Here is a 22101-nt window from a genome sequence, read left to right as displayed (position 1 = left end):
GGGGCCGCGACCGGCGGGCTCAGTCGTAGCGGGAGAACACCACGGCGTCCTGCTTCCAGTGCCGGCGGCGCCGCCAGAACGCCAGGCCGGCGCGCCAGTCGTGCGGGACCTCGACGTTGTAGACGACCACGCCTCGGCGGCCGAGCTCGGCGACCGCCGCGTCCACCAGCTCGGTGGCGAGGCCGCGGCGCCGGTGGGCGGGCAGCACGAAGAGGTCCTCGATCCGGCCCGCGCGGTTCTCGAACAGCCCGATCGGCCCGACCATGCCGGTGACGAAGCCGACCGGCCCGCCGTCCGCGTCGGCCACGAAACAGAAATGCGGCGACGCGGGCGACAACATGTCCTCCAGCAATGCCGTGACCCCGGTGTGCGGATCGGTGGTGAGCGCCTCGACCTCCGCGACGTCCGGCCTCGCGGGAACGGGGACACCGGGCCCCCAGCGGTCATAGGAGATCAGTTCGATGTCCTCGGCGCCGAGATGGCCCCACAGGTTGAGGACCGGGTCGATGTCCTCTTTACGCAGCGGTCGTACCCGGGACAGAATCGGCCTCCCGTCATGGGAGCGCCATCGCCAGATGGCGCCTCGAATTCTCGGCTCACGTCATTTGTCGTCGTTTTCCAGCACGTTCACCGCGGCCCGGTCCAGGGCGTCGCACACCCAGCGGGTCAGGTCGGCGCCGGTCTGCTCCGCCGCCTCCTCCCACCGCCGCTGCCGCTCGGCGTCCACGTTCACCCGGAGGATGAAGGTGGGGTCGGCGGCGGCGTCCGCCGGCCGGTTCTGCCGCGCGGCCCGCAGCCGCCGGCGCAGCTCGGTGACCGACCAGCCGTCGAGTGCGGCCCGGTCGAGCCATTCGTCCTGCTCGGCGTCGGGGAGCGCCACCACCTCGGCGTGGTGCTGCATGCTGAGCGTGTCCCGTCGACGGGACATGGGAAAACGGCGGGCGATCCACGCGTAGTTGCGCAGCGTCTGGTAGGACAGCCCCGTCCCCTTCATCGCGCGGCGGTACCGCCCGGGGTACATCTCCTGGCCGTAGACGAGCCAGTCGCCCAGCCACCACGACGACGCGTCCGCGATGACGGAGATCTCCTGCCCGATGCTCACCCAGGACTCGATCGACAGTTCTTCCGGGAGCAGCAGGCTGGTCCGCTTGGTCATCGCCCGACGATCCAGTGACAGGCGCCTGCTGGTTTCCGAAACAACCTTCATACCCGTCTCTTCTCCCCGCTGTCAGATCGTTTCGGACGATGTTTCACGTCAAGTCAGGGACATCAACCGACGTGCGGTCCGGGGGACCGCTCGATATGCCGGCCCGTCATGCGGCCGGGCATATTTAAAATCTGTAGGAAAAGGTCACCGGTACGGCGGTAAGACCGTGATCATGGTCCGATGCTAATAACGAGTGGATCTTAACTTCAAGGGCGTCCGGCCGAACCCGGATGAACCAATCGGTGCGCAGCGCGCACGGAGGGTCCGGCAGCGTGACCGTCCCGGGCGGGCGGCGGGAACCCCCGCGGTACCTGACCTCGCGGATCGCGGCCCGCGCCCTTGCGCTACCCGGCCGACGCCGCCGGGACGAGGTCCAGGGACGAGCGGACGGCGCCGGGAAGCTCGCGCAGCCGGTGGGCCGGCACCTCCAGCAGGGTGACGTCCCGCGCCCACGGCGCGGCCTCGGCCACGACGGCGCGGGCTTGGCGCTTCGTCAGGCCGTCGTGCAGGTCGATCAGCGCGTCCCGCCAGACGTTGACGATCTTTCCATGCGCCCGGTCCATGACGGCGCGGACGATCCGGCGCGCCGGGTCGTCTCCACCGGGCGGGACGCGAACCGCTTCGACGGCCGGGCCGCGCCGGGTCAGCTCGTACACGCCCGCCAGCAGCTCGGCCTCGGCCGAGAGGTCGTCCGAGAGGTCGTCCGGGGGTTCGGGCAGGAACACCCGCACCTGCTCGGCGCGGGTGGCCAGCAGCACCCGGACCAGCGCCGCCTCCAGCCCCGGCGGGAGCGCGACGGCCGCCCGCCGCACCCGCGCCGCGTACGGCTTCGCCAGCCAGGTCGTCAACCGCACCCGCGGCACCTGCGCGAGCGTCCCCTTCGGCCAGTCGCCGACCAGGACGTCCGGCTCCAGGCCGGCGATGTCGTCGGCCGAGACCGGCGCGGCGGTCCGGGCCTCGACCGCCTGCGGCCCCTGGGTGTAGATGGCCGTGGCGAACCGGTCGGCACGGGCGTCGGCGGCGGGCAGGGTCCTGCCGGTCGGCCGCAGGACGTACAGGTCGGCGCGCGAGCCGATCGCCTCCGCGCCGAGATAGCGGTTGAAATCCGGGTAGACGGCCTCGGACACCAGGTTCAGGTCCTGCAGCGCCTGCTGCACCTTCAGCGCGAGCATCGGGGTGCGGTCGCTCGCCCCGTAGGCGAGCAGGACCCTTCCCCGCCCCTGGTCCCGCAGGCCCTGCACGGCCCGCGCCACGAACAGCCCGACGCCCTCGGGCGTGTACGGGGGGTCGGTCACCGCCAGGTCCGCGGACGCGGCGGCCGACGGCGGGAGCCCCAGCCTCAGATCGGCCCAGCGGGTGCGGACGTCCACGCCCAGCTCGGCGGCGCACGCGTCGATGTAGGCCAGGATCCGCTCGTCTACGTCCACCACGGTGGTCTGCACGCCGGGGTGGACCAGCCCGACCGCCAGCGAGGTCAGGTCGTGGTCGCCCACGCACAGCAGCCGCGTGCCCGGCAGCCAGAACCGCGCGCCCAGCAGCAGCGCGCGCCGCACCACCGTCTCCGGCGTCGCCGACACGTGGTCGAGCACGTGCCGCGCCCGCGGCGCCCGCTCGATCAGCCCGGCCACGCGTTCGACCACGCCGGCGTGCTCGGCCAGCAGGTGCCCCACGGGATCGGCCGGGTCGAGCGGACGGTGGCCGGTGCGCAGCACGCCGGCGATCTCGCCGCTCTGCTCGGGGGTGAGGCGGAACCGGTCGCCGCCGGCACGCTCCAGCGACAGCCCGGCCAGCAGCGACTCCACCGAGCGCCGCGGCGCCCCGGTCTCCCGGACCAGCTCGCCGAGGGTCCACCACCGCCGGTCCGCCAGCAGGCTCAGCGCGGTATGGATCCGCCGCGGGTCCATGTCCGCGACCGGCAGCCCGGCCGCCGTCTCCCCATCGTCCACCCGGAGATGCTATCCAGCCCCGCGGGCCCCGGCGGCCCGGCGCGGGCGCCGCTGGAGGGCGGAGACTGTCGGTGCCGTCGCGTTTAATCGAAGGGTGGACGTCGAAAAGCGCATCCTGGAGCTGACCGCCGAGGTCAGGCGGCTGAACGACCTGTACTACGGCGCCGGCGACAGCCCCCTGCCGGACGCCGACTACGACGCGCTCAAGGACGAGCTGGCGGCGCTCGTCGCCGAGCACCCCGGGCTCGAACCCGCCGACAGCCCGCTCGACAAGGTCAACGCGCCGGCGGAGCTCACCGGGCCGACCGTGCGCCATGCGCGTCCGATGCTCTCGCTGGCGAAGGCGACGGACGAGGCGCAGATCCGCACATTCTGCGAGCGGTTCGGCGGCCAGGTCTTCCGCGTCTCGGAGAAGCTCGACGGGCTCTCCCTCAGCATCGTCTACACCGGCGGGAAGCTCGACTACGTCGCCACCCGCGGCACCGGCGCGGTCGGCGAGCTGGTCACCGAGAAGGTGCGCCACGTGATCCCGGGCCTGCCGGCCGAGATCGAGGCTCCCGGCCGGGTCGAGGTGCGCGGCGAGGCCGTCATGCTGCGGTCGGTCTGGGCGGCCTACAACGAGGCGCACCCCGAACGCACGCTGACCAACCCCCGCTCGGGCGCCGCCGGGACGCTGGTGCTCAAGGACCCGGAGGCCGCCGCGAAGGCCAAGCGGCTGCTGCGGTTCTACGCGTTCGGCGCCGACCGCGACGGCGCCGCCGTGGAGATCCCGGCCGGGTTCGAGCCGGTCGCCCAGTACGTGTGCGCGGACGCCGGCGAGGTGCTGGACGCGATCCACGAGATCGGCGACCGCCGCGACGGGCTGGACTACGACATCGACGGCGCGGTCGTCCGGCTGCACGAGCCGGCGGCGTTCGACGCCGCGGGATTCAACAGCGCCGAGCCGCGCGGGGCGATCGCGTTCAAGTACCCGCCGGAGGAGAAGCTGACGACGCTGCTGTCGGTGGAGTGGCCGGTCGGCAAGATCGGCCGCGTCCCGCCGCGCGCGAAGGTCGCCCCCGTGTTCGTCGGCGGCGTGACGGTGGAGAACGTCACCCTGCACAACCCGCGGCTGATCCGCGAGCGCGACCTGCGGATCGGCGACACGGTCGCGGTCGTGCGGCGCGGCGACGTGATCCCGTTCGCCGGCCGGTCGCTGCCGGAGCGGCGTGACGGGAGCGAGGTCGAGATCGTCCCGCCGGAGCACTGCCCGTCGTGCGGGTCGGAGCTGGAGGTCCGCGGCACCGGCGAGGAGCGCTGGTGCGTGAACCTGCAGTGCCCTGCCCAGGCGACGCGCCGGCTGATGCACTGGGCCTCGCGTCCGGCGGCCGACATGGAGGGCGTCGGCGACACCTGGATCGAGAAGCTCGCCGAGGAGGGCGTGCTCCGGCGGCGCAGCGACTTCTACGACCTGACGGCCGAGCAGTTGCTCGGCTACGAGCGGATGGGCGAGGTCAGCGCCCGGAACATGGTCGAGTCGATCGCGTCCTCCAAGGGGATGGGGCTGCGCCGCGCGCTGATCGGCCTGGCGATCCCGATGGCGTCCGAGGGCACGGCCAAGCGCCTGTGCCTGGCCGGGTACGAGCGCATCGAGGACGTCGCCGCGGCGACGGTCGACGACCTGGTGGCGATCCGCGACATCGGGCCGAAGGCCGCCGAGAGCGTCGTGGCCTTCTTCGCCCGCGCGGACGTGCGGGAGGAGATCGCGGCGCTGCGCGAGCGCGGCGTGAACCTCGACGTCCTGGACGAGGACCGCCCGGTCGACGCGGCGGCCGCCGGCGACTCGCCGCTCAAGGGCAAGTCGGTCGTGATCACCGGCGCCTTCACCGACCCGCGCTCGGGCGCCAAGATCAGCCGGCCGGACGTCACCCGCCTGGTCGAGCAGGCCGCCGCGGTGACCGCCTCGTCGGTCTCGTCCACGACCGACTACCTGCTCGCCGGCGACAACGTCGGCGCCGCCAAGACCGGCAAGGCCGAGAAGCTCGGGGTCACCGTCGTCCACCAGGACGAGCTGTGGCGCTGGCTGGCCGAGGCCGGCGTCATCTGACCGCACCGTCACCTCACGCCGGTGCGGCGTGTGACCGGGGAGTGACCGGGGCGATAGCGCATCGAGCGAGCGTGGGCAGCGTCCGAGCCGCGCCCGACCCACAGATCGGAGATCTCGATGCGCGAGAAAGACCGCGACCTCACCACACGCTCCGGAAGCGTCGCCACCCTCACGGCGGCCCCCCGGCGGGGGAGCCGGAGCATCCGCCGGTACGTCGCCCCGGCACTCCTGACCGGCACCGTGCTGGTCCTCGCGGCCGTTCCGGCGGGTGGCGCGACCGCCGCCGGAACGGCCGCCCGCACGTCCTCCGCCCGGCCGGCGTCCCCGGCCGACTGCGCGAACTGGTGGAAGCCCGGGCCCGGCTTCGACTTCGTCGCGCACTGGCACCGGGCCGGCACGACGAGCGCCCGGCGCGTGCAGTTGCGCGTCGGCAGGATCAACGGCATCCAGCACGGCTGGGCGCACATCGGCCGGGAGACCAAGCGGGGGGACGCCGTCTGGATGGACGTCACCCGGGGCGGAGGCCGGTGGCTGCAGTGCGGCCCGTTCGTGGTCACCGCGGACGGCCAGGAAGTCTCGACCCCGGCGGCGCGCACCGAGAAGGGATCGTCGCTGAGATTCCGCGCCTGCTCACGGACCGACGGCAAGACCTTCTGCAATCAGTGGTGGTGACGCACTAGGCCGCGGCGCACGCCCACGCGTGCGCCGCGGTTCAGAGGGAACCGATGATCTCGTCCACCATCGTCAGCGCCAGCCCGACGCCGTCGTCGTCGGCCGATCCCCGGTGCCAGGCTTGCGCGTAGGCCTCCCGCGTCAGCGCGCCGCGGATCAGCCGCGCGGCCTCGGCGTGGGCGGCCTGGAACGGCTTGAGGCCGGTCAGCGTGACCCCGGTCGCCTGCCGTAGCCGATGCGCTGCGCCCAGCAGGACGGCGGCCCGGTGGTGCTGTCCGATGGCGGCGGCCGTCCACGCCAGGGCCTCCACGTCCCAGACAGGTCCCCAGTCATCGCCTATGGCGTGCTGGCGTACCAGCGCCTCGCGCAGCGGAGCCAGCGCGCGCGACGGCTCGCCGTGCCGGAGTTCGGCGAGACCGGCCGTCCACAGGGCCCAGGAGGCGGCCCAGGCCGCTCCCGTCGTCTCGGCTTCGGTGCCGTAGACGTCGCGAGCGTGGACGGCGGTGTCCCGGTCGCCCAGGTAGGCGGCGGCCATGGCCCAGAACATGGTGGCCATGTGGGCGTCGCCGGCCTGGCCGGCGGCGAGGAACTCCGCACGGGCACGGGCGAGCAGGGCGATGGAGCGCGCGTCGTTGCCGCGGAGCAGGGCGTGGACGCCCTCGACGTAGACGGCGGGCGCGCAGGGGTGCGCCGCCGCGGCCGCCCGGCACGCCGCGATCGCCTCCGGCACCGCGCGGCGGTCGCCCTGGACGATGATCAGGAAGGCCCGCATCGCCGCCGCGGCCGTCTCCCGCTCGTCCGGCGCGTCCCCGGGCCGGGCCGTGGACAGCTGGTCCAGCCAGTGGCGCGCCTCTCCCAGCGTGCCGCTGAAGAACCAGAACCGCGTCCGGAGCAGATTGATCACGATGTCCAGGCCGGCGGCGGCCGGACCCGGGCCTGTGGCGCACGACTCCAGCGCCCCGCGCAGGTCGGGCAGGTCGCGGCGCAGCCGGCACAGCCAGTCGACCTCGTCCGGGCCGCACCAGTGGGCCGCCGCGCGGAGCGTCAGGTCCCGGTAGTGACGGGTGTGCCGGAGACGGAACTCGTCGATGGCCCCCGCCTCGCGCAGCTGCTGGCGACCGTACCGGCGGATGGTCTCCAGCAGGCGGTAGCGGGTCCTGCCCTCGGTGCCGTCGGCCATGACGATCGACTTGTGCACGAGGCCGGCGAGCAGGTCCGCCACCTCGGCGGGGGTGACGCCGCCGCCCGCGCACACCGCCTCCGCCGCCTCCAGGTCGAACCCGCCGGAGAAGATCGAGAGCCGCGCCCACAGCAGGCGCTCGCCCTCGGTGCACAGCCCGTGGCTCCAGCCGATCACCGCCCGCAGGGTCCGCCGGTAGCGGCCGCGGGCGCGGGCGGGGGACGCCGACAGCGGCTGGAACCGGTCGTCCAGGCGGTCCAGGATCTCCTCGACCGCCATCGAGCTCAGCCGCACCGCGGCCAGTTCGATGGCCAGGGGGATGCCGTCAAGGAGCCGGCACAGCCGCACGATCGCGCCGCGGTTGCGGTCGGTGACGCCGAACTCCGGGGCGGACGCGGCGGCGCGGTCCAGCAGGAGGCGCAGCGCCTCCGAGCGGCCCTCGTCCGATTCGCCTGTTCCGGGCGGCAACGCGAGGCCGGGGACCAGCAGGACGTGCTCGCCCGGCACGGCGAGCCGTTCCCGGCTGGTGGCGAGGATCCGCAGTGCCGGGGCCGCGCACAGCAGCCGCTGTGCCAGTGCGGCGACCTCCTCGACCAGGTGCTCGCAGTTATCCAGGACGAGCAGCAGGCGCCGGTCCCGCAGATGGTCGGCGACGGCGTCGGCGGGGGACCGGGGCGAATGGTCGTGCAGGCCCAGCGACTCGGCGATCGTCCGGTAGAGCTGCTCGGCCTCGGTGCGCGGCACCAGCTGCGCCAGGTCCGCGAGCCAGGCGCCGTCGGCGAAGGCGGGAGCGGCTTCGGCCGCCACCCGCAACGCGAGCCGGGTCTTGCCGACACCGCCGACCCCGGTCAGGGTGACCAGCCGGGCCTCCTCCAGTGTCCGCAGCGTCCGCGCGAGCTGGTCTTCGCGTCCGACGAAGGAGTTCGTCTCGGCGGGAAGGTTTCCCCGCGCCGGCCGTCGACGCACCGGGGTCAGGTCCGGCCCGGGACGCTCCGCCAGCATGGCCAGATGCAGGGCCTGGAGGTCGGCCCCAGGATCGACGCCCAGCTCGTCGGCGAGCAGGGAGGCGACGGTGCGGTAGCACTCCAGCGCTTCTCCCCGGCGCCCGGACAGGTACAGCGCCCGCATCCGCTGCGCCCAGAACCGCTCCCGCAGCGGGTGCGCCCCGACCAGCGCCCGCAGCTCCGGCACCACCTCGTGGAACCGGCCCAGCGCCAGATCGGCGTCGATCCTCAGCTCCAGCGCGTCCAGGCGCTGCTCGGCCAGCATCGCGACGACATCGGGCAGCAGGCCGGGGGGCAGGTCCGAAAGCGGTTCGCCCTGGCACAGGTCCAGTGCCTCTCGCAGCGGGCCCGCCGCCCGCTCTGGGAATCCGTCCTGCAACGCGGCGCGGCCACGGCTCACCAGCGCCGCGAACCGGTGCAGGTCCATCGCGTCCGGATCGACCGCGATCGAATAGCCCAGCGCATGGGACACCACCACCCGGCCGCCGTCCTCTCCGAACGCACGGCGCAGGCGCAGGACGTAGTTCTGCAGAGCATTGCGGGGCCGGCCGGGGGGCGCCTCCCCCCACAGCCGGTACACCAGCGTGTCGAGGGTGACGACGCGGCCGGCGTCGACGAGCAGCGACGCCAGCAGCAGCCGGAGCTTGGCCGCGCCGATCGGCACCGGGACCCCGTCCCGCCGGACCTCCAGCGGCCCGAGGAGCCTGAACTCGTAGCGAACGCCCTCCACGACCTGATGGTATGACGTTGAGCTACTGATCGAACACTCTTTGTCATTGCCATTGGACGCCGCACGCCCTCCAGGGGACGCGGGTCCGATCAGAGGTGGCCGACGGAGGAGGTCTCCGTGCCGGCGCCGGTCCGGCCGCGCATCGCGCGGACCAGGAACAGCGCCGGGATCGCGGCCAGGACGAACACGCCGCCGATCGTGGCGATGTAGACGTAGATGCCGGTCACCGAGTTCACCTTCTCGCCGTCGACGACGACGGCCGTCTCGCCGAGGATGGCGGATCCGACGAAGTTCATCGTCACCGATCCGATGGCGACCATGACCATGACCAGTCCGGAGACCGTGGCCTGCCGTTCCCGCGGGGCGAGGATCGATGCCAGGTTGAACCCGGAGGTCACGAGATTGCCGGCGGTCAGGCTGAGCAGGAACGAGGCCGGCACGGCGACGGCGAGGTGGCTCGGGCCGTCACCGAAGTACATCAGCGCGGTGCCGGTCGTTCCGGTCAGGATGGCCACCGCGAGGCACCACGCCGGGCCGACGCGGGTGGCGATGGCGCCGGAGCCGACGCCGCCCAGCGCGATGCCGATGGACGGGACGCCGAACATCAGCCCGAGGGCGAGGGGGCTGGCGAGCCCGTATCCCAGCCCCTCGTCGGGCGAGGTCTCCACGAGCATGCTGATCAGCTGCAGCTTGCTCTGGTAGGCGCCCGTGCCCATGACGACCACGAGCAGCCCGAGCCCGAGCGTGAGAGAGATGCCGCGGATGTCGATGATGGGTTCCGGTTTGCGGCTGAGAACGGCGCGCCAGTACACCAGGGCGGCGGCCCCGGCCGCGAGCACCAGGAGCGGAACCGGGCCCGCCCAGCCGAGGACCTGCCCGAGGCTGATGTAGCCGAGGACGCCCGCGATGCCGCCGCCGAGGACGAGCGCGCCCGCGACGTCGACCGTGCCGGGCGTCCGCTGCCGCGTGTCGGGGACGACGAGGCGGGTCAGCAGCGCGGCGGCCGCCGCGAACGACGCGGAGATCACGAAGACGGACCGCCAGCCGAAGACGTCGATCGCCGGCTCCAGGACGAACGGGGTCACGATGCCGAACACGGCCGACCCGGCCGTGACGACGCCCGTGACCACCATCGAGAACTTCCTGGCGCAGATGTCGCGGATGATGGCGATCGAGAGGAAGAGCGCCGCCACGGCCGCGCCCTGGAGGAGCCGTCCCAGCACGAACACGGTGAGGTGCGGCGCGGACAGGCACACGAGCCCGCCGGCCGCGGCGACGAGCAGCGTGATCACGAGCACCCGGCGCTTGCCGTGGATGTCCGCGCTCTTGCCCAGCAGCGGCGCCCACATGGCGCCCGCGAGCATGGCGCTCGACCCGATCCAGGCGAACTGGGTGGTGTCGAAGGCCCGCGCCAGATGGGGGAGGACGAAGGTCGGCGCCGTGACGACGCTGTCGACCATGACGTTGACGAGGATGAGGATCGCGACATAGGAGGCGACCTTGGGCGTCCATCCGTTGTGGAGCGCTGCCGTGCGCCTGCCGTCCGTGGCGGTGGAGCCGAGATCGGTCATGAGTGCTGTCCCTCCGCTTGGAGACCGTCGCCGAGACGGGTGGCGCGGACGACGCCCTGCTGGGCGACGAGGGTGATGCGGGAGGGGTCGCCGAGCGCCCGGATGTCGCGGAGCGGATCGTCCGCGCACAGCACGACGTCGGCGAGGTGGCCCGGCCGCAGAACGCCCAGCCGGTCGTCGACGCCGAGCAGGCGGGCGCCGGCCGCGGTGGCGGCGCGGACGGCGTCCATGGGCGCCATCCCGAGCTCGACCAGGCACCACAGCTCGAACGGGTTCTCGCCGTGCGGCGTGATCCCGGCGTCGGTGCCCGCCGCGATCGGCACCTTCCGCTCGATCGCGCGGGCGATGTTCTCCTTGGCGATCGCGTTCCAGCGCAGCTTCTTCTGGTAGCGCCACGGCGTGGTGGTCGCGGGGTCGAGCGGCTGGAAGACCGCGGAGAGGGTCGGCACGAGGAACGCGCCGCGCTCGCCGAGGAGGTCGCAGCCCTCGTCGTCGATCCCGAAGCCGTGCTCGACCGAGCGGACGCCGCCGCGGAGGGCGGACAGGATGCCCGCCCGGCCCTGGGCGTGCGAGGCGACGGCCCGGCCGCCGTGCCGCTCCGCCTCGTCGACGACGGCCCGGATCTCCTCGTCCAGCAGGTCCTGGTCGTCGGGGTCGTCGGCGGCGCTGGTGATGCCGCCGCTCGTGCAGATCTTGAGCACGTCGGCGCCGGCGCGCACCAGCTCGCGCACCGCGACCCGCGCCCCGGTCGCGTCGTCCGCGATGACGCAGGCGTCGAGGTCGAGGCTCCTGCCGTTCGGCAGCGTGGGGTCCGCGTGGCCGCCGGTGTGGCCGATGACGGCGATCGAGGTCTGGATCCGCGGTCCGGCGACGCGCCCGCGGGCGACCGCCTCGCGGTACCCGGCCGGGAGCGCGCCGAGGTCGCGGACCGACGTGATGCCCGCCCGCAGCGTGCGCTCCAGGCGGTCGACGGTGTCCAGGGCGGTGAGCACCGGGTCGCTCATCAGCGCCGCCTCGAAGACCGACCGGTCCGAGGGCATGCCGAGATGGGTGTGGCAGTCGAAGAGGCCGGGCAGCAGAGTGCCGCCCTCGCCGTCGATCTCGGTCGCGCCGGGCCGCGCCGGCGGGGCTCCCGCGGCGGGGCCGGCGTAGGTGATGCGGCCCGCGTCGTCGGATTCGAGCACCGCGTCCTCGACGACCTCGTCGCTCACGCCGTCGATGAGGCGGACCCGATGGATCCGCAGGGCGGCGGCTTCGGAGGTCTGCATGGCGGCGACGCTAGAGTTGCCGATGGAACGTGGCCGCACATTGCATGAAATCTCTCGCGGGGGTACCTCCCGCGCAGGAAAGGACACCTCGTGGCCGCCACCGGCTTCGACGAGCTCGACCTGGCGATCGTCGACGCGGTGCGCACCGCACCGCGCGCCAGCTGGCGCGATCTCGGCTCGGCGCTCGGCGTCAACCCGTCGACCGTGAGCCGGCGGTGGGCGCGCATGGAGTCGTCGGGCGCCGCCTGGGTCACGGCGCATCCGTCGGGCGGAGCGATGCCCGTGTGCGCCCTCGTCGAGCTCGACTGCGAGCCCGGCAGGGCGGTCGCCGTGGCGCGCGACCTCGTCCCGGACCGGGAGGCGGCGTCGATCAAGGTGACCAGCGGCCCCCGCGACGTGGTGGTGCTCGTGCAGACGGCGAGCCTCCAGGCGCTGTCGGACTACCTGCTCGGCCTGGTGCCGCGCGTCCCGGGCATCGCCCGCGTCCGCAGCCACCTCCTCACCCGCTCGACCCTGGAGGTCAGCCGGTGGCGGGACGGCACCCTCGACCCCGAGCAGCGGCGGCGGCTCGACCCGCCGCCGGCGGCCGGCGCCGCGAGGGCCGGCGTGCTGGACGGGACCGACCGCCTGATCCTCGCCGCGCTGCACGCGGACGGGCGGATGCCGCTGGAGCGCATCGCGGAGCACGCCGGCGTCGGCGCGCTCGCCGTGCGGCGCCGGCTGGCGCGCATGCGCAACGGCGGACTGGTGACCCTGCGCTGCGACGTGTCGCACGAGCTGTCCGGCCGGTCGGTCTGGGCGATGTACTTCGGTTCCCTCGACGTGCAGGACCTGCGCTCGGCCGAGCGGCGCGTCCGCACCCTCCCGGGCGTGCGGGCGGCGAGCTTCGTGGCGGGGCCGTTCAACGTCGTGGTCGACGCGTGGCTGCGGTCCGTCGCCGAGGTGCACGATCTGGAGTGGCGCATGAGCCGTGAACTGCCGGAGCTGCGCGTCCAGGACCGCTCGGTCGTCCTGCAGATGACGAAGCTGATCGGGCACGTGCTCGACGCCGACGGCCGGGCCGTCGGGATCGTGCCGCTGCTGCCGGACGACCCTCAGCCGTAGGCGCGTAGGAACGCGTCGACCCCGCGGTCCACGAGGCGGAGGATCTCGGTCTCGTCGGCCCCGGTCTCGGCGCCGGCGTCGAGCGCGTGCAGGGCGAGCTCGACCGTGAGCGCGGTGAAGTGGCGCGCCGCGAGCTCCGGCTCGTCGGCGCGCAGCCCGCCGCCGGCGGCGAGCTCGGCGAACCGGGCGGCGAGCATCCGCTCGGGGCGGTCGCCGGTGGACAGCGCGAGCCGCGGGGCGGCGCGCTCGGACGCGAGCCTGCGGAACGTCACGTAGTCCGACGAGGGGAAGGTGCCGGTGACGATGCGCCGCGCGAAGGCCGACAGGCCCTCCCGCAGGTCGCGTCCGGGCCGCAGCTCCTCCTCGATCGCGGCGCCGACGGTGCGGACCAGGGACGCGTGGACGCGCTCGACCACGCGGAGGTAGACGGCGCTCTTCTCGCCGAAGTGGTCGTACACGGTGCGCTTGGAGACCCCGGCCCGGGCCGCGATCACGTCCATGCTCGCCCGCTCGTACCCGTCCGCGAGGAAGCGGTCCTCGGCCGCGTCGAGGATCGCGGCGCGCTTCGCCTCGGACCGCCGGCGCCGTCCCGGCGTCTGGACCTCGGCGATGGCTCTGGGCATGCCGGTAGCGTAGCCACCGAAAAGCACACTGGCTAGTGTGCTTTACTGGGCGGGCCCGGGACGCCCGAGCCGACCGATCACGACATGGAGGTCCGATGGCAGTCGATCTCGCCGAGCGCTGGGAGGGGCACCTTCCCCCCTCCCCGTTCGAGGAGTACTCCAGGAAGTACGCCGACTTCTTCGAGATGCGGCGCGAGGACGGCATCATCGAGGTCCGCCTGCACACCGGCGGCGGGCCGTACGTGCACACGCACGCCGCGCACAACGTCTGGCCGCGCGTCTGGCAGGAGATCGGCAACGACCAGGAGAACCAGGTCCTGATCATCACGGGCACCGGCGACCGGTGGATGACCGGCGACCCCAAGGGCCACAACCCCGCGCCGGCCTCCGACCTGGACCCCGACCTCTACTACCAGCGCGTCTACGACGGCTGGAAGGTCGTCGAGAGCTTCGTCGCCAACATCGACATCCCGACGATCGCCGCCGTCAACGGCCCCGGCGTGCACACCGAGTTCGCGACCCTCTCCGACATCACCCTCGCCGCGCCCGACGCCGACTTCATGGACCCGCACTTCTGGCTCGGCACCGCGCCCGGCGACGGCCAGGCGCTGGCGCTCCAGGCGCTCATGGGGCCTAAGCGCGCCGCCTACCACATCTACTGCGCCAAACCGATCCCCGCCGACAAGGCGCTCGAATGGGGCATCGTGAGCGACGTCCTCCCGCGCGAGCGGCTGCTCGACCGCGCCTGGGAGATCGCGCGGTTCATCATGCGGCGTCCGCGCTTCGCGCGCTGGGCCGCGCACAACATCCTGTCCCGGCCGCTGAAGAAGGCCGTGGCCGAGGACCTCGGCTTCCACATGCCGCACCAGATGCTCGCCACCCTGGCGAGCAAGAGGGTCGTCCCCGACCCGGATCTGTTCAACGACTCCGAGGCCCGCAAACTGTTCTGACGGTCCGAAGACGGACCGCCGCGCCCTTGTGAAAGGAGTCGCACGCACATGACCTACGCAGAGGCCGTCGCCGACGGCATCTGGGCGGCCGGAGCCGTGCGGGTCGGGTACATCCCCTCCGTGACGGTGGCGCCCGTCATCGCGGCGCTGGTCGCACGCGGCGGCGGCGCGGACGGGGTCTCCCCGCGGGTCACCCCGCTGTCGCGGGAGGAAGAGGCCGTCGGCGTGATGGGGGCGGTCGCCTTCACCGGCCGCCTCGGCGCCGTGGTGATGCAGGACAACGGCTTCGGCAACGCCCTCACGGCCCTGACGACGTTCGCGCTCTCCTACCACCTCCCGCTCCTGGTCTTCGCGAACACGCGCGGGGGCCTCGGCGAGTACAACTCGATGATCCACTCCATCAGCCAGCCCACGCCCGCGGTCCTGCGGACCGTCGGGCTGCCCGTCATCGAGCTCGACCGGCGCAGCGGCGCGGGCGACTGGCGCGACACGGTCCAGGAGGCCGGTGTCCACGCCGTCATGACCTACCGGCCCGTCGTCGTCCTGGGGTCGTTCTGGAACACCGACGGAAAGGTCGCGTGATGAAGCGGATCGAAGCGCTCCGCGTCCTCGCGGAGCTGACGGACCGGCATCCCGTCGTCGTCACCTGCGCGGCGACGAGCCGCGAGCTCGCCTCGGTCAAGGACGGTGACAACCACCTCTACCTGCTCGACTCCATGGGCCTCGCCGGCTCGGTGGCCACGGGCCTCGCGCTCAGCCTCGACTCCGCCTTTCCCAAGGTCGTCGCCATCGAGGGCGACGGCTCGCTGCTCATGAACCCGAACGTCCTCCCCACGGGCGGGTACCTCGCCCCGGACAACCTCCTGCTCGTCCTGCTCGACAACGGCGTGTACGGGTCGACCGGCGCCCTGCCGACCTACTCGTCCACGATCGACCTCGCTCGGCTGGCCGAGGCGTCCGGGTGGACGACCCGCACGGTCGACACGGCCGACGGGTTGAAAGACGCCTTCGAGGACCTGCTCGCGGTGACGGGCCCGGCCTTCCTGCACGGCCGCATCGAGGTGGGCAACGCGCAGGGCATCGCCAAGCTCCTCATCGACCCCGTCTCGATCACGCACCGGTTCTCCCGCTGGCTGCGGGAGAACCACTCCGCGGGGGAGACGCCGGGCTGACGATCACCCGTGCGCTCGTCAGCCGGCGTCCGCCGGTACAGGCACGTCGTAGGCGTTGAGCACCATCGCGACGCTGGCGTACTGAGCGATCAGGAAGACGAGTTCCGCGGTGCCGGTCTCCCCGAAGCAGTCGACCGCGGCGCGGTACAGGGCTTCGGGCAGCGGCGCGCCGGAGTGGAGCCGGGCGGCCACATCATGCGCGACGGCCTCCTCGGACGTCAGCTCGGAGGGCCGCCGCCCGGCGGCCAGACCCGCGATGACGCCGCTCGGCAGCCCGACCGCCGCCGCGACCCTGCTGTGGGAGTAGAGCTCGTACGCCGCGCCGTACCTGGATCCGGTGGTGAGGATGGCGACCTCCCGCACACGCGCCGGAAGCACGCCGCCGCTCGTGACGCTCGTGAACCACTCCAGTAGGGGGCGGGCAAGACCGGGGAAACGCAGCATCACGGGAAACGGTCCGATCAGCGCGCCGTTCTCGTCCGTCGAGGTGAACGGCATGTGCAGCCCGCTCATCATCTTCCGCACGTGTTCGTCGAGCTGCCGTTGCTCTCCCGTCAGGACGCTGGGCTCGACCGGGGGCATGCGCACGGATTCCTCCTTCGGACGGGGTCTCGGAGCGGCGTTCAGTCTGCAACGAGGCGGGCGAATGACCGGCAGGCTGCGTGATTCCCATCGAATAGGGGCCCGGAATGCACGGATGCTTCGTCCCTGGGCGCCAGCGGGTCACCGCCCTCACCGCGCCGCTCGTCTAGTCCTGCTGGAGGACGGCCAGGATTTCGAGTTGGACGGAGACGCGGTCACCGACCATGACGCCACCGGTTTCGAGGACCTTGCTGAAGTTGACGTTGTAGTCGTTGCGGTCGATCTCGAAGGTCGCGGTGCAGCCCGCCCTGGGGACCCCGTCGTGGCCGGGCGTGAAGCCGCCGATCTCGACGTCGGCGGTGATCTGCCGGGTGACGTCCTTGATCGTGAGGTCGCCGTCGACCAGGAAGGCGTCGCCGTGGGGCCGGATGCGGGTGGAGGCGAAGGTCAGGGTCGGGTAGGTGCCGGTCTCCAGGAAGTCGGCGGAACGCAGATGGTCGTCGCGCATCTCGTTGTTGGTGTCGATCGAGTCGGCGGCGATGGTGACGCGGACGGAGGAGTCGAGCACGTTCTCGGCCGCGTTGATCTCCCCGTCGAGGGTGCGGAACCTGCCGCGGACCTTGGTGACCAGGTGGCGGACGGAGAACGTGGCGTCGGAGTGGATCGGGTCGATCTGCCAGGTACCGGGGATGTAGCCGGGAATCTGAGGAGCGGTGGCGGTCATGACACGTTCCTTTCGGGGATTCAGCGGGTGCTCGAAGCGAGGACGGGCGTGCGTTGCCCGGCGTCCATTTCCGTGGGCGGGGTGGTGTCGGCCGCGTCGGTCCCGAGTCGGGCGTTGACCAGGGCCATGACGGCGACCGCTCCGACCGCCAGGAGGGCGGCCGCGCCGGCGGCGGCGACCGTGTAGCCGTGGACGGTGCCGGCGGCGAGCGAGGCCGCGGGGTGGGCGGCGGTGCCGGTGACCGCGATGGTGTTGAGGACGGCCACCCCGGCCGACGCGCCGACCTGTTCGGAGACGTTGAAGGCGGCGCCGGCGATGCCGGCCTGGTGGGCGGGGACGTCCAGGGTGGCGAGGTTGGCGGCGACCGGGGACAGGGCGCCGACCCCGGCGCCGATGAGCAGCAGCGCGGGCAGGACCCCGGAGGCGTAGCCGGTGCCGACGTCGAGGCGGGTCAGCCACGCCAGGCCCGCGGCGGCCAGCAGCAGGCCTATGGCCAGCAGCGTGCCCGTCCGCAGGCGGGTCATCACGCGCCCGGCGGCGGTGGAGGCGAGCAGGGTGGTCGCGGCGAACGGCAGGAAGGCCGCGCCGGCGCGGACGGCGGTGTACCCGGCGATGGTCTGCAGGTAGTAGGACACCAGCAGGAACATCCCGGACATGCCGATCATGACCAGGACGAAGGCCAGGTAGGCGCCGCCCCGGTTGCGGTCGGTCACGATCCGCGGCGGCAGCAGCGGGTGCCGGACGCGCGTCTGGACAGTGGCGAAGGCGGTCAGCAGAACGATCCCGGCGCCGAGCGCGCTGAGCGTGACCGGTGCCGCCCAGCCATGGGCGATGGCGGTGCTGGACCCGTAGATCAGTGCCACCAGCCCGGCGGTGGCCAGAACGGCGCCCACCATGTCCACCCGCGCCCGGTGCGCGGGGCTCGCGGGCAGCACGAGGACGGCTGCCAGCCCTGCGAACAGGGCCAACGGGACGTTGATGTAGAGCGTCCAATGCCAGCTCAGGTGCTCGGTCAGCACGCCGCCCAGGACCAGCCCGACCCCCGCGCCACCGCCCATCACGACGCCGAACACGGCGAATGCACGACCGCGTTCGCGGGGGCCGGGGAACGTGGCGGCGACCATCGACATCGCCGCGGGCGCGAGCAGGGCGGCGAACGCGCCCTGGCCGGCGCGGGCGGCCAGCAGCGTCGCGAGGCCGGTCGCGGCGCCGCCCGCGGCGGACGCGGCGGCGAAGCCGGCGAGCGCGATGAGGAAGGCCTTCCGGGCGCCCAGATTGTCGGCGATCTTGCCGCCCGCCAACAGCAGCCCGGCGAAGGCCAGGGTGTAGGCGCTGATCACCCAGGAGCGGCCGGACTCGGAGACGCCGAGGTCCCGTCCGATCGTGGGCAGGGCGACGTTCACGATCGTGACGTCGAAGACCACCATGAGCTGGCCCAGCGCGATGACGGCCAGGGCCCACCATCGGCGGCGGTCGCCGATCGGGCTCGGTGTGTGTGCAGGGGTGCGCATCCGCGGATCTCCTCTGTTATCAGCTTGGCTGATATAAGTGGTATCAGCCAAGCTGATAAGATGTCAACCATGAGCCGTCCGCTTCCGCCGTTCATGCAGCTCCAGCACCTGGTCCGGGTGGAGCTACGGGACGCCCTGACCGATCTGGACCTCACGCCGGTGCAGAGCACGGTGCTGCACCTCATCGCGGCCACGCCCGGCATCTCGTCGGCCGAGCTGGCGCGGCGCACGCACGTCACCCCGCAGACGATGCACAAGATCGTCGCCGAGCTCGGCCGCCGCGACCTGCTCGAACTGAGTCCCCGTCCCGGACACGGCCGCATCCTCGGCGCCGCGCTCACCGAAGCCGGACGCACGCTCCTCGACAAGGCCGACGTCGTCGCCCGGGGCATCGAGGACCGCATGGTCGCCGGCCTCGACGATCATCAACGCAGGCAGCTCGCCGACCTGCTCCAGCGCTGCGTCACAGCGATCGCCGGCGACCGGCCGCCCGCGGGGTGACGCGGGCCGTTCAGAGGTCAGAGCAGGTCATGCCACTGCCATGCGGGTTCGGGGGTGCCGTCATGGGCGCGGCCGAACCTGAACCGTTCGGCTCGGCCGGGGGCGGCGTCCAGAAAGATCGTGAACGCGCCCGCGGTGGCCGCCCGCTCGGCCAGCGTGGCGACGGCATGCTCGGCACCGAGCTTCTGCAGGGCCTGCGACAGGGCGTCAGCGTGATGGGGCCTGTCGAGGGGGATGAGGGCGGCGCGCTCGGCCAAGGCCGCGGCGGCATGCGCGGTGCCGCCCTCCCCGAGTGCGCGTATCAGGCGCGCGATGCCGGCCGGTTCGTCGAGAGGCACCTGGGCGGCGCGGTCGGCCAGCCGCGCGGCGGCCTCCACCGCGCCCGCAGCCTTGAGCGCTCGCACGAGGCGGGCGATATCGCCCGGGACGTCGAGAGCGACCTGGACGGCGGGCTTACGGGCCAGTAGCGAAGCGATCGTTGGAGCGGCGTCCACGGCCCGTAGCTCCTCCAGCAGGTAGGCGACGCCTCCGGGATCCGTGAGAGCGACCTGGTCGGCGGGGGCGCGGGCCAGCAGCGAGTCGATCGCCCCATCGTCCCCCGGGAGTTCCCGCAGTGCGCGTATCAACCGGGCGACATCGCCAGGGGAACCGAGGGTGACGTGGTCACAGGCCCGACGGGTCAGGACCGCGGCGCTCTCCTCGGCGTTCGCGTCATGCAGCGCCCGGAGCAGCCGAGCGATCTCGCCTGGATGACCGAGCGGAACATCGGCGGCGGCGCGTCCGGCCAGTGCGGTCACGGCATCGCCCGCGCCCACCTTCCACAGCGCTCGCAGCAGGTTGGCCACGTCGCCCGGACGGTCGAGCGGAGCGCCACCGGCGACGTGTCCGGCCAGCGCGGTCACCGCCGTTCCTGAGCCGACCTCGTGCAGCGCATGCAACAGGTGGGCCGTCTCCAACACGTTGCTGAGCGGCGCGTGGGCGGCGGCGCGGTCGGCCAGCAGGGTGAGGGCCTGCTCGGCGCCCGCCTTCTGCATCCCCTTGAGCAGGTCGGCGAGGCGGTACGCGTTGTCGAGGGGGGCACGGTCGGCGATGCGTCCGGCCAGCACGGTGACGCCCTGCCCGGCGTCGACCTGCCGCAGGGCCTTCAGCAGGCGGGCGACCCCGCTCGTGTCATCGAGCGCGACCCGCTCCGCGGGATCGCGGGAAAGCAGCGTGGCCACCGCCTGCCCGCAGCCGGCCTCGTGCACGTTCCGCAGCAGTGCGGCGACGGCACCCGGCTCGTCGACGGGCGCGTGCGCCGCCGCGCGTCCGGCCAGGTCGGTGACGGCCTGTTCGGCGTTCACCCGACGCAGTTCCTTCAGCAGGTGCGCGACGCCTCCCACCTGATCGAGCGGCGCGTGGGCGGCGGCGCGTCCGGCCAGCGTGGAGATCGCCTGCTCCGCGCCCGCCTTCCACAATTCCAGCAGCAGCTCACCGATGCCCTGCGGATCGTCGACGGGCATGTGCGCGGCGGCCCGATCGGCGAGCAGGCCGACGCTCTGGCCGGCACCGGCTTTCCACAGCGCTCGCACCAGCCGGGCGACGTCGCGCGGGTCACCGAGGGACTGGCGCGCGGCGACCCATTCCGCGGCGTGCCCGGCCAGCCGGGGGTCGATGGTGCGGGCCCTGGAGACGAGCCGGAGGGCCGCGGCCGAATGGCCGGCCGCCACGGCGTATTTGCGCATCTGGGCCGCGTCCCGGTACAGCCCACGGGCATCGGCCTGGTCCGCGATCACGGCGAGGTCGTCGACGTCCGCGGAGGCGGCCAGGGCCTCCCACAGTGACCGGGGCGGGAGCGCATCGGCACGTTCCCTGCGTCCCGCCTGCTCCAGGTAGTCGGCCAGCCGGTACCGCGGCGCCTCCGTCCGCGCGCGCGGAGCAGCGTCCGCGCCGCGGGGGACGGGAGCGGGCCGGGGCTTGGACCGAGTCAGCGGGCCGAGTGCGCCCCTGCATGGCTGGGCGGTGTAGGCCAGCGCCTCCTCGAACCAGTCGTCCCGCGTCTGCGCCCATTCCTGGTCGGTCAGGTACCCCGGTGCCGCCACTTCCAGCAGCGCGTGCGGCAGGGCGGGGCCGTGCCCCAGCCGGCGGGCGTCGATCGCCGCGTCGATCAACGCGCGCGCCGGCGGGGGCGCGGCCTGGTGGCGCTCCAGCAGGGCGGGGACTCCCGCCAGGTATTGGGCGATGTGCCCGTCCCGGGCTTCCTTGACGGCCTGCGCAAGCCGCGGGTCCCGCTGCGCCGCCTCGGCGAGCTCCGCCGGCCGCGTCCCGCCGAACGACTCGGGCACCCGGACGAGGCTCCCCGCCAGCAACGCTCTGGCCTGCGCGTACGGGTCGGCGGAGGTGGGCACGGTGAGCAGGTCCCAGTGTTCGGGCCACAGGGTGGCCAGCACCAGCACCGGCCCCCTCCCCGGAGCGCGCAGCAGATCCCGCAGGCCGGCCGCGACCTGCTCGCCCACCGCGGGCTGGGCCGTCCGCAGGTAGTGCTGCGCGTCGTTCAGCCACACCACGGTGCGCGGCCTGACCCGCTCCAGCTCGGACAGGAAGGCCGCCGCCCGGTCCGGGAAGATCGGGTGCCACAACCGCCATCCGGCCGGCAGCCCCTGGACGGCCTCCCAGCACGCCCGGGTCTTGCCGGTCGACGACCCGCCCACCAGCGACACGATCGCGCTCCGCCCGTCCACCGCCCGGGCCGTGATCTCCGCGAGCCGCCGGTCGTGCTCGCGGGCCAGGTACGGGGGAAGGGCGGGGAGTTCCGGCGCTCCGGCGGCGGACTCGATCACGATCGGCCGGTGCACCTCCAGCGCGAAGGGATCGGTCAGCTCGCCGACCGGCGTGCCGGCGGGCACGTCCATCCGGGACTTCACCCACAGCTCTCGGACCCGCTGGACGGCGTCCTCCGCGGCCCATCCGCCGGACCGGGCCAGCACCGTCGCGACCGCCACCACATCGGCCTGCGCGGGCGGCGGCACGGGTTCGCCCACGATCCGGCGCACGGTGTCGCGGCCCGGCGCTCCGGCCAGGTCGTCATCGGCGGCGATCAACGCGGTGATCTCGTCCAGCGACGGTGCCCCCGCCTGGAGATAGAGCTCGTACAGCAGATCCTTGAGATCCCGCAGCGGCCCGGGCGCCACCTGCGGCCGCGGGATCGGCCGCGGCCGGCGCACCGGCCCGCTCCTCTGATCGCCACTCATCGCAACCCATCATCGCGCCTCCTCCCGATCACGTGCCTGA

At 73.3% G+C, this 22101-nt stretch carries 18 protein-coding genes; 7 read left to right on the top strand and 11 right to left on the bottom strand.

Features of this window, described 5'->3' with window-relative positions; genetic code table 11:
• Positions 1-19: 19 nt before the first annotated feature.
• From BM339_RS18195 to BM339_RS18185, 3 genes are all read right to left on the bottom strand, one after another.
• Complete coding sequence (locus BM339_RS18195) at positions 20-352, bottom strand: GNAT family N-acetyltransferase (protein ID WP_075021602.1); 333 nt, start codon at positions 350-352, stop codon at positions 20-22.
• A gap of 249 nt (positions 353-601) precedes the next feature.
• Positions 602-1156, bottom strand: coding sequence for an LmbU family transcriptional regulator (locus BM339_RS18190; RefSeq protein ID WP_021596669.1), 555 nt, complete (start codon positions 1154-1156; stop codon positions 602-604).
• 395 nt (positions 1157-1551) lie between these two features.
• Positions 1552-3153 carry a bis-aminopropyl spermidine synthase family protein gene (locus BM339_RS18185; protein WP_256255389.1) on the bottom strand — a complete coding sequence of 534 codons (1602 nt, stop codon included), beginning with the start codon at positions 3151-3153 and terminating at the stop codon, positions 1552-1554.
• Between the two features lie 94 nt (positions 3154-3247).
• Here BM339_RS18185 and ligA point away from each other — a divergent pair, with 94 nt between their 5' ends.
• Positions 3248-5239 (top strand): NAD-dependent DNA ligase LigA, encoded by a 1992-nt coding sequence (gene ligA / locus BM339_RS18180; protein WP_021596671.1) that lies wholly within the window; start codon positions 3248-3250, stop codon positions 5237-5239.
• A gap of 117 nt (positions 5240-5356) precedes the next feature.
• Complete coding sequence (locus BM339_RS18175) at positions 5357-5911, top strand: hypothetical protein (protein ID WP_021596672.1); 555 nt, start codon at positions 5357-5359, stop codon at positions 5909-5911.
• A 40-nt stretch (positions 5912-5951) separates the two neighbouring features.
• On the opposite strand, the gene BM339_RS18170 is transcribed toward BM339_RS18175, so the two are convergent.
• From BM339_RS18170 to BM339_RS18160, 3 genes are all read right to left on the bottom strand, one after another.
• The gene (locus BM339_RS18170; RefSeq protein ID WP_075021601.1) at positions 5952-8825 is read right to left on the bottom strand and encodes an AfsR/SARP family transcriptional regulator; all 2874 of its coding nucleotides are present in this window, start codon (positions 8823-8825) and stop codon (positions 5952-5954) included.
• A gap of 89 nt (positions 8826-8914) precedes the next feature.
• A complete protein-coding gene (locus tag BM339_RS18165; RefSeq protein ID WP_021596674.1) occupies positions 8915-10396 on the bottom strand; it encodes an MFS transporter in 1482 nt (493 codons plus the stop codon).
• A complete protein-coding gene (locus BM339_RS18160; RefSeq protein ID WP_021596675.1) occupies positions 10393-11664 on the bottom strand; it encodes a metal-dependent hydrolase family protein in 1272 nt (423 codons plus the stop codon). The genes BM339_RS18165 and BM339_RS18160 overlap by 4 nt, the downstream gene beginning before the upstream one ends.
• 90 nt (positions 11665-11754) lie before the next feature.
• Here BM339_RS18160 and BM339_RS18155 point away from each other — a divergent pair, with 90 nt between their 5' ends.
• Positions 11755-12768: an Lrp/AsnC family transcriptional regulator gene (locus tag BM339_RS18155; RefSeq protein WP_024934832.1), complete on the top strand. Its 1014-nt coding sequence runs from the start codon at positions 11755-11757 to the stop codon at positions 12766-12768.
• Here BM339_RS18155 and BM339_RS18150 read toward each other — a convergent pair.
• A complete protein-coding gene (locus tag BM339_RS18150; RefSeq protein ID WP_075021600.1) occupies positions 12759-13391 on the bottom strand; it encodes a TetR/AcrR family transcriptional regulator in 633 nt (210 codons plus the stop codon). The genes BM339_RS18155 and BM339_RS18150 overlap by 10 nt on opposite strands.
• 95 nt (positions 13392-13486) lie before the next feature.
• Between BM339_RS18150 and BM339_RS18145 the strand changes: the two genes are divergently transcribed.
• Genes BM339_RS18145 through BM339_RS18135 form a run of 3 tightly spaced genes read left to right on the top strand, consistent with a single transcriptional unit; the run spans position 13487 to position 15513 of the window.
• The gene (locus tag BM339_RS18145) at positions 13487-14341 is read left to right on the top strand and encodes an enoyl-CoA hydratase/isomerase family protein (RefSeq protein WP_021599663.1); all 855 of its coding nucleotides are present in this window, start codon (positions 13487-13489) and stop codon (positions 14339-14341) included.
• A 48-nt stretch (positions 14342-14389) separates the two neighbouring features.
• Positions 14390-14923, top strand: a complete 534-nt coding sequence (locus BM339_RS18140; RefSeq protein ID WP_075021599.1) for a thiamine pyrophosphate-binding protein — start codon at positions 14390-14392, stop codon at positions 14921-14923.
• Positions 14923-15513, top strand: a complete 591-nt coding sequence (locus BM339_RS18135) for a thiamine pyrophosphate-dependent enzyme (protein WP_021599661.1) — start codon at positions 14923-14925, stop codon at positions 15511-15513. The genes BM339_RS18140 and BM339_RS18135 overlap by 1 nt, the downstream gene beginning before the upstream one ends.
• Before the next feature lie 18 nt (positions 15514-15531).
• Here BM339_RS18135 and BM339_RS18130 read toward each other — a convergent pair whose 3' ends face one another.
• From BM339_RS18130 to BM339_RS18120, 3 genes are all read right to left on the bottom strand, one after another.
• A complete protein-coding gene (locus tag BM339_RS18130; protein WP_075021598.1) occupies positions 15532-16101 on the bottom strand; it encodes a carboxymuconolactone decarboxylase family protein in 570 nt (189 codons plus the stop codon).
• A gap of 160 nt (positions 16102-16261) precedes the next feature.
• A complete protein-coding gene (locus tag BM339_RS18125) occupies positions 16262-16819 on the bottom strand; it encodes a YceI family protein (RefSeq protein WP_021599659.1) in 558 nt (185 codons plus the stop codon).
• A gap of 20 nt (positions 16820-16839) precedes the next feature.
• A complete protein-coding gene (locus tag BM339_RS18120) occupies positions 16840-18330 on the bottom strand; it encodes a DHA2 family efflux MFS transporter permease subunit (protein WP_075021597.1) in 1491 nt (496 codons plus the stop codon).
• 69 nt (positions 18331-18399) lie between these two features.
• Between BM339_RS18120 and BM339_RS18115 the strand changes: the two genes are divergently transcribed.
• Complete coding sequence (locus BM339_RS18115) at positions 18400-18831, top strand: MarR family winged helix-turn-helix transcriptional regulator (RefSeq protein WP_021599260.1); 432 nt, start codon at positions 18400-18402, stop codon at positions 18829-18831.
• Positions 18832-18848: 17 nt separating this feature from the next.
• Here BM339_RS18115 and BM339_RS18110 read toward each other — a convergent pair whose 3' ends face one another.
• Positions 18849-22034 (bottom strand): hypothetical protein, encoded by a 3186-nt coding sequence (locus BM339_RS18110; RefSeq protein ID WP_075021596.1) that lies wholly within the window; start codon positions 22032-22034, stop codon positions 18849-18851.
• Between the last annotated feature and the right edge of the window lie 67 nt (positions 22035-22101).

Source organism: Actinomadura madurae, from assembly GCF_900115095.1.
Lineage (GTDB): Bacteria > Actinomycetota > Actinomycetes > Streptosporangiales > Streptosporangiaceae > Spirillospora > Spirillospora madurae.
The sequence above is the reverse complement of the archived record's forward strand: the minus strand, read 5'-3'. Positions and strand labels throughout refer to the sequence as shown.

What these genes read in the sequence shown, in the direction of transcription:
- BM339_RS18190 (WP_021596669.1), bottom strand. Translation starts at nt 1,156, where the DNA reads ATGACCAAGCGGACCAGCCTGCTGCTCCCGGAAGAACTGTCGATCGAG.
- BM339_RS18175 (WP_021596672.1), top strand. Translation starts at nt 5,357, where the DNA reads ATGCGCGAGAAAGACCGCGACCTCACCACACGCTCCGGAAGCGTCGCC.
- BM339_RS18165 (WP_021596674.1), bottom strand. Translation starts at nt 10,396, where the DNA reads ATGACCGATCTCGGCTCCACCGCCACGGACGGCAGGCGCACGGCAGCG.
- BM339_RS18160 (WP_021596675.1), bottom strand. Translation starts at nt 11,664, where the DNA reads ATGCAGACCTCCGAAGCCGCCGCCCTGCGGATCCATCGGGTCCGCCTC.
- BM339_RS18150 (WP_075021600.1), bottom strand. Translation starts at nt 13,391, where the DNA reads ATGCCCAGAGCCATCGCCGAGGTCCAGACGCCGGGACGGCGCCGGCGG.
- BM339_RS18145 (WP_021599663.1), top strand. Translation starts at nt 13,487, where the DNA reads ATGGCAGTCGATCTCGCCGAGCGCTGGGAGGGGCACCTTCCCCCCTCC.
- BM339_RS18140 (WP_075021599.1), top strand. Translation starts at nt 14,390, where the DNA reads ATGACCTACGCAGAGGCCGTCGCCGACGGCATCTGGGCGGCCGGAGCC.
- BM339_RS18135 (WP_021599661.1), top strand. Translation starts at nt 14,923, where the DNA reads ATGAAGCGGATCGAAGCGCTCCGCGTCCTCGCGGAGCTGACGGACCGG.
- BM339_RS18125 (WP_021599659.1), bottom strand. Translation starts at nt 16,819, where the DNA reads ATGACCGCCACCGCTCCTCAGATTCCCGGCTACATCCCCGGTACCTGG.
- BM339_RS18120 (WP_075021597.1), bottom strand. Translation starts at nt 18,330, where the DNA reads ATGCGCACCCCTGCACACACACCGAGCCCGATCGGCGACCGCCGCCGA.
- BM339_RS18115 (WP_021599260.1), top strand. Translation starts at nt 18,400, where the DNA reads ATGAGCCGTCCGCTTCCGCCGTTCATGCAGCTCCAGCACCTGGTCCGG.